The organism is Cryobacterium sp. Y29 (assembly GCF_002929825.1).
Classification (GTDB): Bacteria; Actinomycetota; Actinomycetes; order Actinomycetales; family Microbacteriaceae; genus Cryobacterium.
The window spans coordinates 59,489-75,582 of the sequence record NZ_PJJN01000026.1 but is presented as its reverse complement, the minus strand read 5'-3'; the positions used below and the strand labels follow the sequence as shown (position 1 = coordinate 75,582).

The 16,094-nt window shown below is 65.2% G+C and carries 13 protein-coding genes; 7 read left to right on the top strand and 6 right to left on the bottom strand.

What is annotated here, in order from left to right:
* The first annotated feature begins 244 nt into the window (after positions 1-244).
* Genes glgX through CXY74_RS03080 form a run of 6 tightly spaced genes read left to right on the top strand, consistent with a single transcriptional unit; the run spans position 245 to position 8,414 of the window.
* Positions 245-2,446 (top strand): glycogen debranching protein GlgX, encoded by a 2,202-nt coding sequence (glgX, locus tag CXY74_RS03105; protein ID WP_104199083.1) that lies wholly within the window; start codon positions 245-247, stop codon positions 2,444-2,446.
* Positions 2,443-4,836 carry a malto-oligosyltrehalose synthase gene (treY, locus tag CXY74_RS03100; protein ID WP_104199082.1) on the top strand — a complete coding sequence of 798 codons (2,394 nt, stop codon included), beginning with the start codon at positions 2,443-2,445 and terminating at the stop codon, positions 4,834-4,836. Before glgX ends, treY begins: the two co-directional genes overlap by 4 nt.
* 5 nt (positions 4,837-4,841) lie before the next feature.
* Positions 4,842-6,596 carry a malto-oligosyltrehalose trehalohydrolase gene (treZ, locus tag CXY74_RS03095; RefSeq protein WP_104199081.1) on the top strand — a complete coding sequence of 585 codons (1,755 nt, stop codon included), beginning with the start codon at positions 4,842-4,844 and terminating at the stop codon, positions 6,594-6,596.
* A complete protein-coding gene (locus CXY74_RS03090; protein WP_104199080.1) occupies positions 6,553-7,119 on the top strand; it encodes a hypothetical protein in 567 nt (188 codons plus the stop codon). The genes treZ and CXY74_RS03090 overlap by 44 nt, the downstream gene beginning before the upstream one ends.
* A 33-nt stretch (positions 7,120-7,152) precedes the next feature.
* Entirely contained in the window at positions 7,153-7,680 is a 528-nt protein-coding gene (locus CXY74_RS03085; protein ID WP_104199079.1) for a hypothetical protein, read from the top strand.
* On the top strand, positions 7,677-8,414 hold the full coding sequence (locus CXY74_RS03080; protein ID WP_104199078.1) for an enoyl-CoA hydratase/isomerase family protein: 738 nt from the start codon (positions 7,677-7,679) through the stop codon (positions 8,412-8,414). Before CXY74_RS03085 ends, CXY74_RS03080 begins: the two co-directional genes overlap by 4 nt.
* A 20-nt stretch (positions 8,415-8,434) precedes the next feature.
* On the opposite strand, the gene CXY74_RS03075 is transcribed toward CXY74_RS03080, so the two are convergent.
* From CXY74_RS03075 to CXY74_RS03050, 6 genes are all read right to left on the bottom strand, one after another.
* Entirely contained in the window at positions 8,435-9,856 is a 1,422-nt protein-coding gene (locus tag CXY74_RS03075; RefSeq protein WP_104199077.1) for a DUF2079 domain-containing protein, read from the bottom strand.
* Between the two features lie 337 nt (positions 9,857-10,193).
* Positions 10,194-11,603, bottom strand: coding sequence for a dihydrolipoamide acetyltransferase family protein (locus tag CXY74_RS03070; RefSeq protein ID WP_104199076.1), 1,410 nt, complete (start codon positions 11,601-11,603; stop codon positions 10,194-10,196).
* A complete protein-coding gene (locus CXY74_RS03065; protein ID WP_104199075.1) occupies positions 11,603-12,622 on the bottom strand; it encodes an alpha-ketoacid dehydrogenase subunit beta in 1,020 nt (339 codons plus the stop codon). Before CXY74_RS03065 ends, CXY74_RS03070 begins: the two co-directional genes overlap by 1 nt.
* Positions 12,619-13,761 (bottom strand): pyruvate dehydrogenase (acetyl-transferring) E1 component subunit alpha, encoded by a 1,143-nt coding sequence (gene pdhA / locus CXY74_RS03060; RefSeq protein WP_233193183.1) that lies wholly within the window; start codon positions 13,759-13,761, stop codon positions 12,619-12,621. The genes CXY74_RS03065 and pdhA overlap by 4 nt, the downstream gene beginning before the upstream one ends.
* A gap of 109 nt (positions 13,762-13,870) precedes the next feature.
* Entirely contained in the window at positions 13,871-14,359 is a 489-nt protein-coding gene (locus CXY74_RS03055; protein ID WP_104199074.1) for an Lrp/AsnC family transcriptional regulator, read from the bottom strand.
* A 7-nt stretch (positions 14,360-14,366) separates the two neighbouring features.
* Positions 14,367-15,191, bottom strand: coding sequence for an oxygenase MpaB family protein (locus CXY74_RS03050; RefSeq protein WP_104199073.1), 825 nt, complete (start codon positions 15,189-15,191; stop codon positions 14,367-14,369).
* A 233-nt stretch (positions 15,192-15,424) separates the two neighbouring features.
* Between CXY74_RS03050 and CXY74_RS03045 the strand changes: the two genes are divergently transcribed.
* Complete coding sequence (locus CXY74_RS03045; protein ID WP_104199072.1) at positions 15,425-15,985, top strand: YceI family protein; 561 nt, start codon at positions 15,425-15,427, stop codon at positions 15,983-15,985.
* The last annotated feature ends 109 nt before the right edge of the window (positions 15,986-16,094 follow it).

Below are 16,094 nucleotides of genomic sequence, written 5' to 3'. Positions count from 1 at the left end.
ATGTGCAAGGGAATATTCAAATGTCGTGAGAAGCCGTAATCAAGGGACGCACAAACGTGAACCGGGACTCGATACTTTCGGAATCGTGACCGTTACCGACGGTGGGCGCCGGGCGCCGGGAAGGCGGATATGTCGGCGGATGCCTGTAGCGTGTTCTGCAAGCGCGATCCGATCGCCTGGCTGCGCGTGCCCTCGTCGCTGCTTTCGCATTTGACCGTGTCTTATCTTCATCCCGAGGAGTCTCATGGAAACCTGGCCTGGAACCGCCTACCCCCTCGGCGCGACGTTTGACGGGAGCGGTACCAACTTCGCCCTGTTCAGCGAAGCCGCCCAACGCGTTGAACTGTGTCTTATCGACCAGGACGGGGGTGAGACGCGGGTGGAGGTGCGCGAGTCATCCGCTTTTATTTGGCACTGTTACCTGCCACTCGTACAGCCGGGCCAGCGTTACGGGTATCGGGTGCACGGCACTTATGACCCGGCGGCCGGTAATCGGGCCAACCCGAGCAAGCTGCTGCTCGATCCATACGCCAAGGCCACTACCGAAACCATCGACTGGGATCCCTCGTTGTTCTCCTACGATTTCGATGACCCCGATGCGCCGAATGACGAAGATTCCGCCTCGCACATGATGCTCGGCGTCGTCGTCAACCCGTTCTTCGACTGGGCCGGGGACCGGTCTCTGCGCACATCATACAGTGAGTCTTTCATCTACGAAGCACACGTCAAAGGCCTCACCAAGCTGCAACAATCAGTGCCCGAAACGCAGCGCGGCACCTACGCGGGGTTGGCGCATCCGTCGGTCATCGACCACCTGCAAAAGCTCGGCGTGACCGCCATCGAGCTGATGCCGGTGCACCAGTTCGTCGACGACGGAACCCTCGTTGACCAGGGCTTGAACAACTACTGGGGCTACAACACGATCGGATTCTTCGCGCCGCACAGCGCGTATTCCTCGACCGGCGACCTCGGGCAGCAGGTGCAGGAATTCAAAGGCATGGTGCGCAGCCTGCACGCCGCCGGCATCGAGGTCATTCTCGACGTGGTCTACAACCACACCGCCGAGGGCAACCATATGGGACCGACCCTGTCGTTCAAGGGCATCGACAACGAGGCCTACTATCGCCTGATGAACGACGACAAGCGCTACTACATGGATTACACCGGCACCGGAAACACCCTCAATGTGCGCCACCCGCACGTGCTGCAGCTCATCATGGACTCGCTGCGGTACTGGGTGCTCGAAATGCACGTCGACGGATTTCGGTTCGATCTGGCGTCGGCCCTGGCCCGAGACCTCTACGACGTCGACAAGCTCTCCACCTTCTTCGAGCTTGTGCAACAAGACCCGATCGTCTCGCAGGTCAAGCTCATCGCCGAGCCGTGGGATGTCGGTCCCGGCGGCTACCAGGTGGGAAACTTTCCCTCCCAATGGTCAGAATGGAACGGTCAGTACCGCGACACCGTGCGCGATTTTTGGCGTGGTGAGCCGTCCACTCTGGGCGAATTCGCCTCCCGCGTGGCCGGATCCGCCGACCTCTACGAACACTCCGGGCGCCGCCCGATGGCCTCGATCAACTTTGTAACCGCGCACGACGGTTTCACCATTGCCGACCTCGTCTCGTACAACGAGAAACACAACGATGCCAACGGCGAAGATAACAAAGATGGCGAGTCGCACAACCGCTCGTGGAACTCCGGTGTCGAGGGCCCCAGTGATGATCCCTCGATTCGCGGGCTGCGCGCCCGGCAGGCACGCAACTTCATCGCGACGCTGCTGTTGTCGCAGGGAGTACCGATGCTGCTGCACGGCGACGAGCTGGGCCGTACGCAGCTCGGCAACAACAACACCTACGCGCAGGATTCCGAGCTGACCTGGATTCACTGGGACGAGGCCGATGTGCCGCTGATCGAATTCACGGCGGCCGTATCCCGCCTGCGCCGTGAGCACCCGACTTTTCGGCGCAGCAGATTCTTCGACGGTCGACCCGGTAAGCGGGTGGCGGGCGAATCGCTGCCCGATATCGTCTGGCTCAACACCGATGGTGAACCGATGGCGCCCACAGACTGGGATGAAAGCCTGGCCCGCACAGTGGCCAAATTTCTCAACGGCAACGGAATCCGCGAGCGTGACGCGCGAGGTCAGGACGTCACCGACGACAACTTTCTCCTATTGTTCAACGCCGACGCCGAAGACGAGGAATTCACGCTCCCGCCCGATGAGTATGCTCCGGCCTGGGAGATCGTGGTCGACACCGCCGGCGACGGCGCCGATTCCACCCCCCGTCCGGCCGGAGCGATTCAGACCGTGGCCGGTCGTTCCCTCGCGGTGCTGCGCGCCTATTACGAACCCGACGTTGTACCGGATCACTCCGTCGCAGCGTCACTGGCCGGTGCTACCGGCCTGATGACCCTTGCAGGCCACAGCGAAGGGCCGGGCCGATGACCGACGAACCAGGTAGTGCGACAACGGAGCCGGTACCCGTACCGCGCTCGACCTATCGACTGCAGATCACCCCAGCCTTCGACCTGGATGCCGCCGCAGCAACGGTCGACTACATTCGCGATCTCGGTGCCGACTGGGTCTACCTCTCGCCGTTGCTGAAAGCCGAGGCCGGATCGGATCACGGGTATGACGTCGTCGATCATTCCCTCGTCGACCCGGCCAGGGGCGGGGCGGATGCCCTGGACCGGTTCGCGACAGCGGCCCACCTGTCAGGGCGGGGCGTACTCGTGGACATCGTGCCGAACCACATGGGGGTAGCGACGCCGCGGCAGAATTCCTGGTGGTGGGACCTGCTCCAAAATGGCCAAAAGTCGCGTTACGCCGAGGCCTTCGACGTGGACTGGGCGTTCGGCCAGGGGCGAATTCGCATTCCGGTGCTGGGCGACGGGCCTGGCCAGCTCGACCAGTTGAAGATCGTCGACGGCGAACTGCACTATTTCGATAATCACTTTCCGATTGCCGCCGGATCGGCCGACAACGGTGCCAGCCCAGCCAGTGTGCACGATCGGCAGAACTATGAGCTGGTGAATTGGCGGCGGGCCGACGACGAATTGAACTACCGTCGATTCTTCGCCGTGAACAGTCTGGCCGGTATTCGCGTCGAAATGCCATGGGTGTTCGATGAATCGCACCGTGAGATCGTGCGTTGGGTGCGTGAGGGTCTCGTGCAGGGACTGCGGGTCGACCACCCGGATGGCCTGGCCGACCCGGCCGGTTATCTCGAGGCGCTGCGTCGTGCCACACACGGCGCTTACGTTCTGGTCGAGAAAATTCTCGAGGGACCAGAGCAACTGCCCACGAGCTGGGCTACGGCCGGTACCACCGGGTATGACGCCCTCACCGACGTCGATCGGGTTCTGGTTGATCCGGCCGGTCAGGCGGATCTTGACGCCCTGGAGTTGCGGCTGCAGGGGGAGAATACGGCCGGGTGGGGAAAGCTGGTCTATGACAACAAGCGCACGGTGGCCGACGGCATTCTGCGCTCCGAGGTGCTGCGCATCGCTCGCCTGGTGCCCAGCGACGAGCAGAGTAACGACCACACCGCCGACGCTCTTGCCGAGCTTCTCGCCTGGTTCCCGGTCTATCGTTCCTACCTGCCCCTGGGGCGGGGCAACCTGCAGGCGGCGGCGAATCGATCGATCGCCCACAGACCCGAATTCGAGGCCGAAATCCACCGGCTGCTGCCGCTGCTGGGCGACCAGAAGCATGCGGCTGCCGTGCGCTTTCAACAAACATCGGGCATGGTCATGGCCAAGGGTGTCGAAGATCGGGCCTACTATCGATTCAGCCGGCTTACCTCGCTCAATGAAGTCGGCGCTGACCCCGATGAGTTTGCGGTCACGGTAACGGAGTTCCACGATCAGCAGCGAGCGCGCCAGGCCGGATACCCGCTGTCGATGACAACCCTGTCGACCCACGATACGAAACGTGGCGAAGACGTGCGGGCGCGCATCTCGGTGCTCGCTGAGATCCCTGCCCGCTGGGGGGCCGTGCTCGAGCAACTGCGGGCGCGCCATCCGCTCGATGACGCGCCGTTCGAAAACCTGCTCTGGCAGGCGATCGTTGGCGCCTGGCCAGCCAGCAGGGAGCGCCTCTTCGCCTACGCACTCAAGGCGGCGCGCGAGGCCGGTACCTCGACCACCTGGACGGAGCAGAACGCTGATTTTGAGGCGAAACTCGATGGACTTATCACCGCCGCGGTCAGTCCCGGGCCGACCCACGACCTCATCATCGGTCTGGTCTCTGAACTGCAGCAGGCAGGCTGGAGTAATTCGCTCTCGCTCAAACTGTTGCAGCTGACCATGCCGGGAGTCCCCGACGTGTATCAGGGCAGTGAGCTGTGGGAGACGTCGCTGGTCGATCCGGACAACCGCCGCCCGATCGACTATGCGGTGCGCCGCGAACTGCTGACCCGCATCGACGACGGATGGCTCCCTCCCATCGACGAGGGCGCAGCGGCGAAGCTGCTGATCACCTCCCGCACCCTGAGGCTGCGCCGCGACCGGGCGGGCTTGTTCACTCGCTACGTTTCGATACCCGCCTTCGGCGCGGCCGCCGGGCACATCGTGGCATTCGATCGTGGGGGAGCGATCACGCTGGCCACCCGGCTGCCGGTCGGACTGCGCCGCGCTGGGGGCTGGAGCGACACGACCGTTGTGGTGGCCGGCCGCAGCTACATCGACGTGCTCACCCAGGAAAGGTTCGATGGTCCGAGCTTGCGCGTCGCTGACGTTCTCGCACGCTACCCCGCAGCTCTGCTGGTCGCCGATGACGATGACGATGACCGAGGTTCCCCGTTCGACCCCACCCTCCACAACCGCACAGGATGACACGCATGAACGATCAGAAATTTGAGGTCTGGGCACCCGACGCGCACGTCGTGCAGGTGCAGCTCGGGCCGCGCAGGCTCGAGCTGACGGCGCGCGATGACGGGTGGTGGGAGCTACTGGCATCCGTTCCCCCTGCTGGTGCCGGCGGAATCGACTATGGGTTCATTGTCGACGGGAGTGGGCCGTTCGCAGACCCGCGCGCGCGGCGTCAGCCCGGTGGGGTTCACGCCCTGTCGCGCACCTTCGACTCCGCCGAACATATCTGGCAGGACACCGACTGGACCGGTCGCCAACTCGCCGGCGCCATCATCTACGAGCTGCACGTGGGAACCTTCACTCCCGAGGGCACGTTCGAAGCGGCAGCGAGCCGCCTCGATCACCTGAAATCGATCGGTGTCGACTTTGTTGAACTGTTGCCGGTGAACGCGTTCAACGGAACGCACAACTGGGGTTACGACGGTGTGCTCTGGTATGCCGTGCACGAGGGCTACGGCGGCCCGGCCGCGTACCAGAGTTTCGTCGATGCCTGCCACCGGCATGGCATCGGCGTGATTCAGGATGTCGTTTACAACCACCTCGGTCCGAGCGGCAACTATCTGCCCCGGTTCGGTCCCTATCTGAGCGAGGTGGCAGAAAACACTTGGGGTTCCTCGCTCAACCTCGACGGGCCGCACTCCGACCCGGTGCGCCGCTATATTCTGGATAATGCCCTGATGTGGCTCGGCGATTACCACGTCGACGGCCTGCGACTCGACGCAGTCCACGCGCTGCGCGACACGAGCGCCACCCACCTGCTCGAGCAACTCGCCATCGAAGTCGGCGCGCTCAGCGCCGCGATCGGGCGTCCGCTCACCCTGATCGCCGAATCCGACCTCAACGATCCGCGCCTCATCACGCCGCGACAGGCCAACGGTTACGGCCTGGACGCCCAGTGGAGTGACGACTTCCACCACGCCGTGCACGTGGCCCTCACCGGGGAAACCGCCGGGTATTACGCCGACTTTGAGCCGCTTGATGCCCTCGCCAAGGTGATCACCCACGGATTCTTTCACGACGGCACGTACTCGAGTTTTCGCGAACGCACCCACGGCCGCCGCATCGATCGCGAACGGATGCCCACCTGGCGACTGGTCGTCGCGTCCCAGAATCACGACCAGATCGGCAATCGGGCCATCGGCGACCGTCTCAGCGCCCAGCTGGATGTGGGTCAACTCGCCATAGCGGCGGCGCTGACCCTGCTCGGGCCGTACACGCCGATGCTGTTCATGGGGGAGGAATGGGGTGCGACAACGCCGTGGCAGTTCTTTACGTCGCATCCCGAGCCCGAGCTCGGCACAGCAACAGCCACCGGGCGTATCAACGAGTTCGCCCGGATGGGTTGGGATCCGCAGATCGTTCCCGACCCGCAGAACCCGGCCACGTTCGAGCGTTCCAAACTCAACTGGAGTGAAATGAGCAAGACCGAGCATGGTCGGCTGCTCGGGTTTTATCGTGACCTCGCGGTGCTTCGCCGTTCGCATCCCGACGTCACGGATCCACGGTTCGACCAGATTGCCGTGGAGTTCGATGCTGCCGACGGATGGTTGCGGCTGCGCCGTGGCGGCACACAAATTTTGATCAACTTCGGCGAGGGGTCGGTACACGTGCCGGCCAGTGGGGGAGAGGTGGTGTTGTCTTTCGCGACCGGTCCCGATGCTGTGCAGGGTCGGCTGCCCGATGCCCTGCAGCTGGCTCCGCACTCCGTCGTCGTGTTGGCCTGACTGGACTGGACTGGTCTGGGCTGGTCTCGGCTGGGCTGGGCTGGGCTGGGCTGGGCTGGGCTGGGCTGGGCTGGGCTGGGCTGGGCTGGGCTGGGCTGGGCTGGGCTGGGCTGGGCTGGGCTGGGCTGGGCTGGGCTGGGCTGGGCTGGGCTGGGCTGGGCTGGGCTGGGCTGGGCTGGGCTGGGCTGGGCTGGGCTGGGCTGGGCTGGGCTGGGCTGGGCTGGGCTGGGCTGGGCTGGGCTGGGCTGGGCTGGGCTGGGCTGGGCTGGGCTGGGCTGGGCTGGGCTGGGCTGGGCTGGGCTGGGCTGGGCTGGGCTGGGCTGGGCTGGGCTGGGCTGGGCTGGGCTGGGCTGGGCTGGGCTGGGCTGGGCTGGGCTGGGCTGGGCTGGGCTGGGCTGGGCTGGGCTGGGCTGGGCTGGGCTGGGCTGGGCTGGGCTGGGCTGGGCTGGGCTGGGCTGGGCTGGGCTGGGCTGGGCTGGGCTGCGCTGGCGACGGATCTGGTCTGGCAAGATGGGTCTGCTGACATCGGTTGCAGCAGATGTGATGAGGATCAGGCATGGGATCGTTTTTAGCACCGACGACAGCCGCCGCGCTCGAGCGGCTCCTGGCGCTGCACACGGATGCCGGCAGCTCGCCTTTGGACCGGCTGCGCGCCATCCGCTCGCTGCAGGCCTCCCTCGATCAGGACCCGGCAACGCTCGTCGCGGTGCGCGCTGCGCTCGCCGCCGACACGTCGTGGGAGCAGGTCGCCGATGCCACCGGGCTCAAACCTCCGGCGGCCAGATGGCGTTGGGGCGGCACCGACGATGAGATCAGCGCCCGCCTTGAAGCTGGCCGCAAACGCTCCGTGCGGCCGAGCAGTGTACCCACCGACCTCCCCGGTCTATCGGTCGCCGAGGCGGCAGCTGAACGTGGGGTGAGTGCCCAGGCCATCTACCTGCAGGTACGTCGCGGCACCCTGGTCAGCCGCACGGTGACCCTGCCGGACGGCCGCAGCTACAAGCGGGTGTTCCCCGCCGGCACGACTGACCCCGATTCCAGCCACGACCGACGTGTCGACCTCAAGGGAGATGTCCCACAATGACCACCACCCTCACGATTGAACGCCGCGTCGACCGGGTGCATGTTCAGCTCGACCGGCCCGACGTGCGCAATGCCATCGACCAGACCATGATCGACGAGCTGCACGCCGTGTGCGCCGAACTCGAGCAGCAGCCGCGGATCCTCATTATCAGCGGCGCGAATGGTGTTTTTGCCTCGGGCGCTGACATCTCCGAGCTGCGCGAACGTCGTCGCGACGATGCGCTGCGTGGAATCAACTCTGCCCTGTTCTCGCGCATCGCACAGCTGCCGATGCCCGTGATCGCCGCGATCGACGGCTGGGCGCTCGGCGGCGGAGCCGAACTCGCCTACGCGGCCGACTTTCGCATCGCCTCAACGAGTGCCCGGCTCGGCAACCCGGAGACAGCGCTCGGAATCCTGCCCGCCGCCGGTGCGCTTTGGCGCCTGGCCGAGCTCGTCGGCGAGCCAGTGGCCAAGGAGATCATATTGGCCGGGCGCATCCTGAGCGCCTCCGAATGCCTCGCGGTACACCTGGTCACCGAGGTACACGACCCCGATGACCTGCTCGCCGCCGCTCACGCACTGGCCGACCGGATCGCCGCCCAGGACCCGCTGGCGACCCGGCTGGCCAAGGAGGTCTTCCACGCTCCGCGGGCCGCGCATCCGCTCGTCGATAACGTCGCCCAGTCGATCCTGTTCGAGTCCGAGGCAAAATTCACCAGAATGGATGCGTTCCTCGCCCGTCGAAAGCGCTAGCCCTTCCGTGAAGCAATCCGTTACCCGCTCTGGTGAGAAGCTTCCTGGCCGCCGATCCGGGCCACCTCGTAACCTCCGGCGGAATAGATCGTTGTGAATGCCACCCCGGGGTGCAGTGCCTCACCCACGACCTGCGCCGACGTCCACTCGGCGGGCAGACCTCCGGCTGCAAGGTCGATCACGAGATAGTCCGGCAGGGGGTTCGTGTTGCCGAGCCAGAAGACATCCGTGCGTTCCACGAGATAGTTCATCAGCCCAATGTCTGATTCGACCCGGGCGCCGTCGGGCACGACCCGCAGAGCAGCGGACGCAGCGATGGTGCGATCCGTTGATATATTGCCCGCCATATCCGTCAGTGTGAACAAGGGCAGCGTCGTGGCGAGCACGAGCGCGGCGACAATCGAAACGGATGCCGCCTGCCGCCCGTAACCGCGCAGCCAACGGCGCCGGCTGCTGCGCGCGAGCGCGATGCCGTCGAGGGCGGCGGCGAAAACGATCGGCATGAGCACGGCGCTGTACTGCCAGGTCGGCCCCCAATAGCCCGAATTATCGGACAGAAACCGCCAGGCGAGGGTCGGCAACAGCACGAGCGCGAGCGGCGACCGCACCGCGATAACGCCGCCGGCCACGAGGAGCAGCGCAAGAGTCACGCCCTTCTGAGGCTGAAACAGTGCCGCCGGGTCACCCATAATTTTGAGCAGGTCGATGCTGCTCGAATAGGCCCAGGCCCCATTCGGGTTGAGCAGCGGCAGGATGACCAGGCTGGCCAGAGCGAACCAGCCCACGCCCCAGACCGCCAACCACACTCCGAGCGGATTCCGGCTGCGCACGGCCAGTACGATGCCCAGCGCCGCCACGGTCAGTCCGAGGTCTTCCTTGACGAACACGAGCGGCATCGCCCAGAGCAGGCAGGTTACCCACTTTTGCCCAAGAAAGGCGGTCAAAGACAGCGCCAGCAACGGCACGGCAAAAGCGATCTCGTGGAACTGCGCCGCGACCGCGGCCTGCAGACCAAAGCTGAACGCAAACGCCAACCCGAACAGAGTGCCGGTGCGCGACCCCAGCAGTCGAATGGCGGCGTAGGCCAGGGCGGCTGCGGCGATCCCCAACATCGCATTCTGCACCACCAACAGGGTGAAAGCGTGCGGAAAGATCGCGAAAATCGGGCCGAGCACCGCCAGAAGCGGATGAAAGTGGTCACCGAGCAGGTTGAAACTCTCGCCCTTGATCGTGACAATGGGCGCCTCAACTGCCGCGTACTGCCGGGCCAGCTGCGTGAAGATTCCGAGGTCCCAGGATGGTGCGGCGAAACTGCGCCACTGCAGGTACGAGAACACGGTGTACAGCGCGGTCGTCACGATCCCGACACCCACCGGAAGCACGAACGGTCCGAGCGCATGCCGCAATTCAGGCAGTCGCCAACCGCCGCGCATTCCCCTCATCCGACCACGCTAACGCACCCCCCGGCTGATCCTGTAGCGGTACGGGACCTATGGCCCTGGATGACCGACGATGCAGGCGGCACACTGAGAGCGTGCCCCACACAACGGCGCACTCGGAGATCGCTTGACACTCACGTGCCCCTTCTGCCATTCCCAGGCCCGACTCAGCCCGAATCCGGCCCACGCCGAGCGCAACTCTCTTCCCGTCTACATCCTCACGTGTTCCGGATGCGAGCACACCAGTGTGCGTGCCACCCTGGTTCGCGGGCAGCTGGCCACCACAAACGCCTCTGGCGCCTGTCAGTATCGCAAAAATATCCTGTTTTTCCCTGTGGAACTACAGGTCGGCCAGCAGACTGACCGGGTTTTCGATGCAGCGCGCCACATAGGTGAGAAACCCGGCCGCGGTTGTGCCGTCGCAGACGCGGTGATCGAACACCATCGACAGTTCAACGACGGTGCGCACCGTGAGTGCGTGGTCGACCACCCACGCTCGCTCGATCATGCGGCCGATGCCGAGGATCGCCGCCTCCGGGTGGTTGATGATCGCCGCCGAACCGTCGACACCGAGCGACCCGAAGTTGTTCAGGGTGAACGTTCCGCCGGTGAGCATGCTCGGCGGGAACGTGCCGTCTGGCGCGTGCGCCACGAGCTCGGCAACGGAATCGCGCAACTGCCGTGTACTCATAGCGTGCGCGCCGTGGATCACCGGAACCATCAGCCCGCGCGAGGTTTGCGCAGCAATGCCGAGGTTCACCGCGCCGTGTTGCAAAATCTCCTGGCTTGCGGTGTCGACCGAGGAGTTGAGCAGCGGAAACTGTCGCAACCCGGCGACGACGAAACGCGCGATGAGCGCCGTCACGCTGAACCGCTCCCCGGTCACTGCCAGCAACTGATCGCGGGCGGTGAACAATGCCGTTGCGTCGACGTCGAGCCAGATCGTCGCCTCGGGAATCTCCCGCCGCGACGTCGTCAACCGCGCGGAGACGGCCTTGCGCAGGCCGGTGATGGGAATGCGGATGTCGGCACTCACATCGGCCGGTTGGGCGGCGTTGCGGGCAGGTGTCGCGCGGGCAGGTGTCGCGCGGGCAGGCGTCGGGTGGGCAGCCAGTTCGCGGATATAGTCGTCGACGTCTGTGCGCAGCACCAGGTTGTTCGGCCCGGTGCCAACGAGCGTGCTCGCGTCGAAGCCGTTGTCGCGGGCGAGTTGACGCACGATCGGCGAGACGACGGGGGAGCGGCGGGCCGGGTCCGGCACGTCGGTCCTGACGGATGCCGTGGGCGTAGTCCGCGCCGCGGCCGCCGGAAGGGTTGGCGCGGGCAAAGCCGCGGCATCCGCTGGAAAAACGCGGGTATCGCTCGGCGTACCCGTGCGGCCGAACCGGCCGGCGGCCACGGTGCGGGCCGGCCGGGTGCTCTCCGTCGTGCCGTAGCCGACCAGGACGGCGCCGGAGCCTTCGGACGGGGTGGCGGCGGTCGCTGCGGCAACCGGAACGTCCACAGTCGCGGCGGCGTCAGCCACGGTCAGTAACACCTGCCCGGCGTGGATGATCTGCCCTGGCTCACCGAACAGGCTGGCCACGACACCGCCGTATGGTGATGGCAGTTCCACGATCGACTTCGCCGATTCGACCTCGACCACGGCCTGATCAATGACAATCGTGTCGCCGGGAGCGACCAGCCACGCCACGATCTCGGCCTCGGTGAGGCCCTCGCCGAGGTCGGGCAGCAGAAATTCGCGGCCCATCAGGACCACTCCCAGGTCGACAGTGCGGCAAGAATACGGTCGGGGGTCGGCAAGTAGTACTCCTCGAGTTTGGGTGACGGGTAGGGGATGTCGAAACCGGTGACGCGCAGAATGGGTGCGGCCAAATAGAAGAAATTGCGTTCGGTCAGGCGAGCGGCGACCTCGGCGCCATAGCCGCCGAACTGGGCGGCTTCGTGCACGATGGCAGCGCGGCCGGTCTTGCGAACGGATGCCCCCACCGTCTCGTCGTCGAAAGGCGACAGCGAACGCAGATCGATGACCTCGATCGAGAGCCCCTCAGCCGCGCCCTGTTCGGCCGTGGCGAGTGCGGTCTTCACGGTCGGCCCGTAGGCGATGAGCGTGACGTCGGTGCCGGCGCGCAGCACGACCGCCCGGTTCAGCGGCTCGGTCTGCACCGGCAAGGCCACGGAAGCCTTGCTCCAGTACCGGCTCTTCGGTTCCATGAAAATGACCGGGTCGTCGCTTGCTATAGCGCCCCGCAGCATGGAATAGGCGTCGGCCGGGTTCGACGGGCTCACCACGGTGAGCCCGGGAGTCGCCGTCCAGTAGGCTTCGGAAGAATCGGAGTGGTGTTCGACCCCGCCGATGTCGCCGGCGTAGGGAATGCGGATGACGATGGGCAGCTGAATTTTGCCGCGCGTGCGATTGCGCATCTTGGCCACGTGCGACACGATCTGTTGAAACGCCGGGTAGCTGAACGCGTCGAACTGCATCTCCACGACGGGGCGCAGGCCGTACATGGCCATGCCGATCGCGGTTCCGACGATGCCGGCTTCGGCCAGTGGTGAGTCGCTCACCCGGGTTTCGCCAAATTCGGCGTAGAGCCCGTCGGTGACTCGAAAGACGCCGCCGAGCGGGCCGACGTCTTCGCCGAACAGAACGACCGTCGGATCATCGACCATGGCATCGTGAATGGCGGCGTTGAGCGCGGCGGCCATGGTGAGGTTTTCTGGCGCGCGCACCGCGATGCCGGTCTGCAGGGGCTGCTGTGGGCTCATCGGGTGCTCTTTTCACGAGCAATGACGGATGCCACAGCGTCGCCGTCGAGTTCGGCCGCCAGAAAGGCGCGTTGCTCCGCCAGGGCGGTGCGCGGGGTGGAGTAGACGTGCTCGAACAGTTCCAGCGGGTCGACGACCGCCTGCTCGGTCATGCAGTCCCGCGTCGTGGTGGCGAGCTCCTCGGCGGCCGCCAGAATCGAAGCACGCACCTCATCGGTCAGGGCGCCCTGCGCGACGAGGTATTTTTCCAGACGTTCGATCGGGTCTCGGTGGCGCCACAGGTCGACGTCGGCCGCTTTTCGGTAGCGCGTGGGGTCATCCGAGTTGGTGTGTGCTTCGATGCGGTAGGTGAGGCCCTCGATCAGGGTCGGGCCACCGCCGCTGCGAGCGCGGTCCATGGCCGCCGAGATGACGACGTACATGGCCGCAACGTCGTTGCCGTCGACGTAATAGCCGGGCATGCCGTAGCCGATCGCCTTGTCGGCGATGGTGCGGCAGGCCATCTGCTTGTCGAGGGGCACGCTGATGGCGAACTGGTTGTTCTGCACGACGAAGACGACGGGGGCCTGCCAGACGGCCGCGAAATTGAACGCCTCGTGGGCGTCACCCTCGCTCGTGGCGCCGTCACCGAGCAGGGTCAGCGCCACGGTGTTGTGGCGCTTGAGCTTCGCTGCGGTAGCCAGACCGACGGCGTGGAGCGCCTGAGTGGCCAGCGGGGTAGCTTGCGGGGCGATGCGGTGCGTGTGATAGTCGTAGCCGCTGTGCCAGTCACCGCGAAATGAGGCGAGGATATCTTTCGGCTCGACGCCCCGGGTGAGCAGCGCGATACTGTCGCGGTAGGTCGGAAACAGCCAGTCCTGCGGGTCGAGCGCGGCAACCGCGGCGATTTCACACGCTTCCTGGCCGAGCGCGGAGGGGTACGTGGCGAGGCGACCCTGCCGGGTGAGGGCGGTGACCTGTGCATCGAAACGGCGGGCGATGACCATCTGCCGATACAGGCTGAGCAGGGTGTCCACGACCGGAAGGGTGAATCCGCCGGTCTCGTTTTGCGGAACCATGCGGCCGAGGTCGTCGATCAAACGCAGGGGTGGGGCCGGCAGCACGGTGGTCATGCTCGGGTTCTCGACATTGAGGCTCATGAGGCAATGGTGCGCCTTTACGCCAGCCCGCACCCAGCTTTTTTGCAGTTGTGAACGATTGGCCGTGCACATGCACGACAGCAACCAAACGGCATTACTGACGTGTGTTTCAGTGCCAAGCGTCCGGGGTAGTTCCGGGCGCGTGCCCGACGATCTCGTCGAGGATGAGATGCGACCGGGTCGAGATCACCCCGGGCATGCTGTGGATGTCGCGAAGAATGGCCTGGCTGAGCTGTTCGTGGTCGGGAGCGCTCACGGTGAGAATAATGTCGATGTCCCCACTCACCGCCTGCGCCTTCTCGACGAAAGGGAGCTCGGCCAGCTGTGCGGCGATATCACCCCAGGCCACGTCAGCGATCTTCACGATGACGAGAGCCGACACATTGAGGCCGAGGGCCTTGCGGTTGGTCTGGGCGCCGAAACCGGTGATCACGCTATGGCTGATGAGCTTCTGCACCCGGGTGTGTGCGGCGGTGCGGGAGATGTGCACCTGCAGGGCCAGCTGGCGAATGGAGAGTCTGGCGTCCCGGCTGAGCTCGGCGATGATCTGGCGATCAACGCCGTCGAGTCCGGGGTGGGGCGTCTGTGGCTGCGTCATGGGACCCTCAGGCTACCGGCGTCGATGTGGGCGGCACCGACGCGGGCGGTGTGGATCCGCTCAGCGCGGATTTGCTCAGCATGGATTTGCGCAGCACGCGCAGGTAGTGGTTCTTCGGCCAATGTCGCACCCGGCGCGGCAGCCGCGGATACACCAGGCGGATACCGCCCAGCACCAGGTCAAAGCATCGCCGGTGCCGCGTCGACCACGGTAGGTCGAAGAGCGCCCGAACGTGCGGAGGCAGCAAGCCGGCGGTCAGCAGGCGGGCCACGGGCAAGGCAGCGCGATACCAGAGCGGTGCGGTGCGCGAATGCAACAGTTCGTGCGCGACGGCGCGGGTGGCGGCATCCGTTGTCAACAGGGCGAGCTGCTCGTTCCAATACAGTCGAAACGCCGCGCGGTCGGTCGGCCACAGCCCGGGCGGTACCTGCAGCGCTGTGCCGAGGCGAGAGTATTCGCGGTAGACCTCATCGGCCGCCTGGTCGTCGAGCGCACCGAAGAGCAGGCCGTGCAGGTGCGTGGCCGATTCGTACAGCGTCGCGGCGACCCAGAGCTGGAGCTCGGGGGTGAATGCGTTGTACCCGGGTGTCGTGCCGCTTGAATGCACGGGACCGTGAGCGTGGTTGACCCGCGCCGCCATGGTGGCGGCCAGTTCCGCATCGCCGAAGACTATGGCGTAGACGTAGCTGAGCGTGCCGTTCAGCCGATCGAGCGGGCGATCGGCGAAATGACTGTGATCGGCGACGCCGTGGCCGATGGCCGGATTGGCCAGCTGCAGCAAAATGGCGCGGCCTCCGGCGGCAATCAGGATGCCCTCACCAGCGACCCCCATCAGGCTCGGGGCTATCCTGCGGGAATGACCTATGCGCACAGCTACCTCCCGATAAACACGCAGAACCCCGTGACACGCTGAGTGTATTCGGTCGGCCTGCATACAGGCTTCGTCCTAATACCCAATGTGGGGAAGATAAATTCTTGTCTTCCCGGGAATACGACCGAGTTCTATGCACTTGCATGTATCTGAGGGCGACAATTCCTGGGCCCACACACTTGAGGAGATTTTCTATGAGCGAGAGCACCGCAACGAGCATCCCCGGCTTCAAGGCCGGAACCTGGACCATCGACAAGACCCACAGCTCGGTGAGCTTCAGCATTCGCCACATTGTCATCAGCAAGGTCAAGGGCACCTTCGAAGACTTCGACGCCACCTTCGTGACCGGCGAAAACCCGCTCGAGACGAGCGTCACCGCCTCGGCTAAGGTCGTCTCCATCAACACCAACGAGCCAAGCCGCGACGGTCACCTGCGCACCGGGGACTTCTTCGACGCCGAGACGTACCCGACCATCGACTTCGCCTCGACCGGTGTGCGCGAAGTCAAGGGCGACTACCTCGTCGACGGCAACATCACCATCAAGGGCGTCACCAAGCCGGCCACCTTCGAGCTCGAGTTCGGCGGCTTCGGCGGCGACCCCTACGGAAACTACAAGTTCGGTGCCACAGCCAAGACCGAAGTCAACCGCGAAGACTTCGGCCTCACCTACAACGCCGCCCTCGAAACCGGCGGCATGCTGCTGGGCGACAAGGTCACCATCACGCTCGAACTGCAGGCTGCGCTCAACGCGTAACCGGTATTTTGTCGGTCAGGGCCTCACCTCGGTGGGGCCCTGTGTCGTTAAGAATCCACGACTCCTGGCTGAGACAGAAACGAATGTCATTCCCTTCGTGACGCGCTGG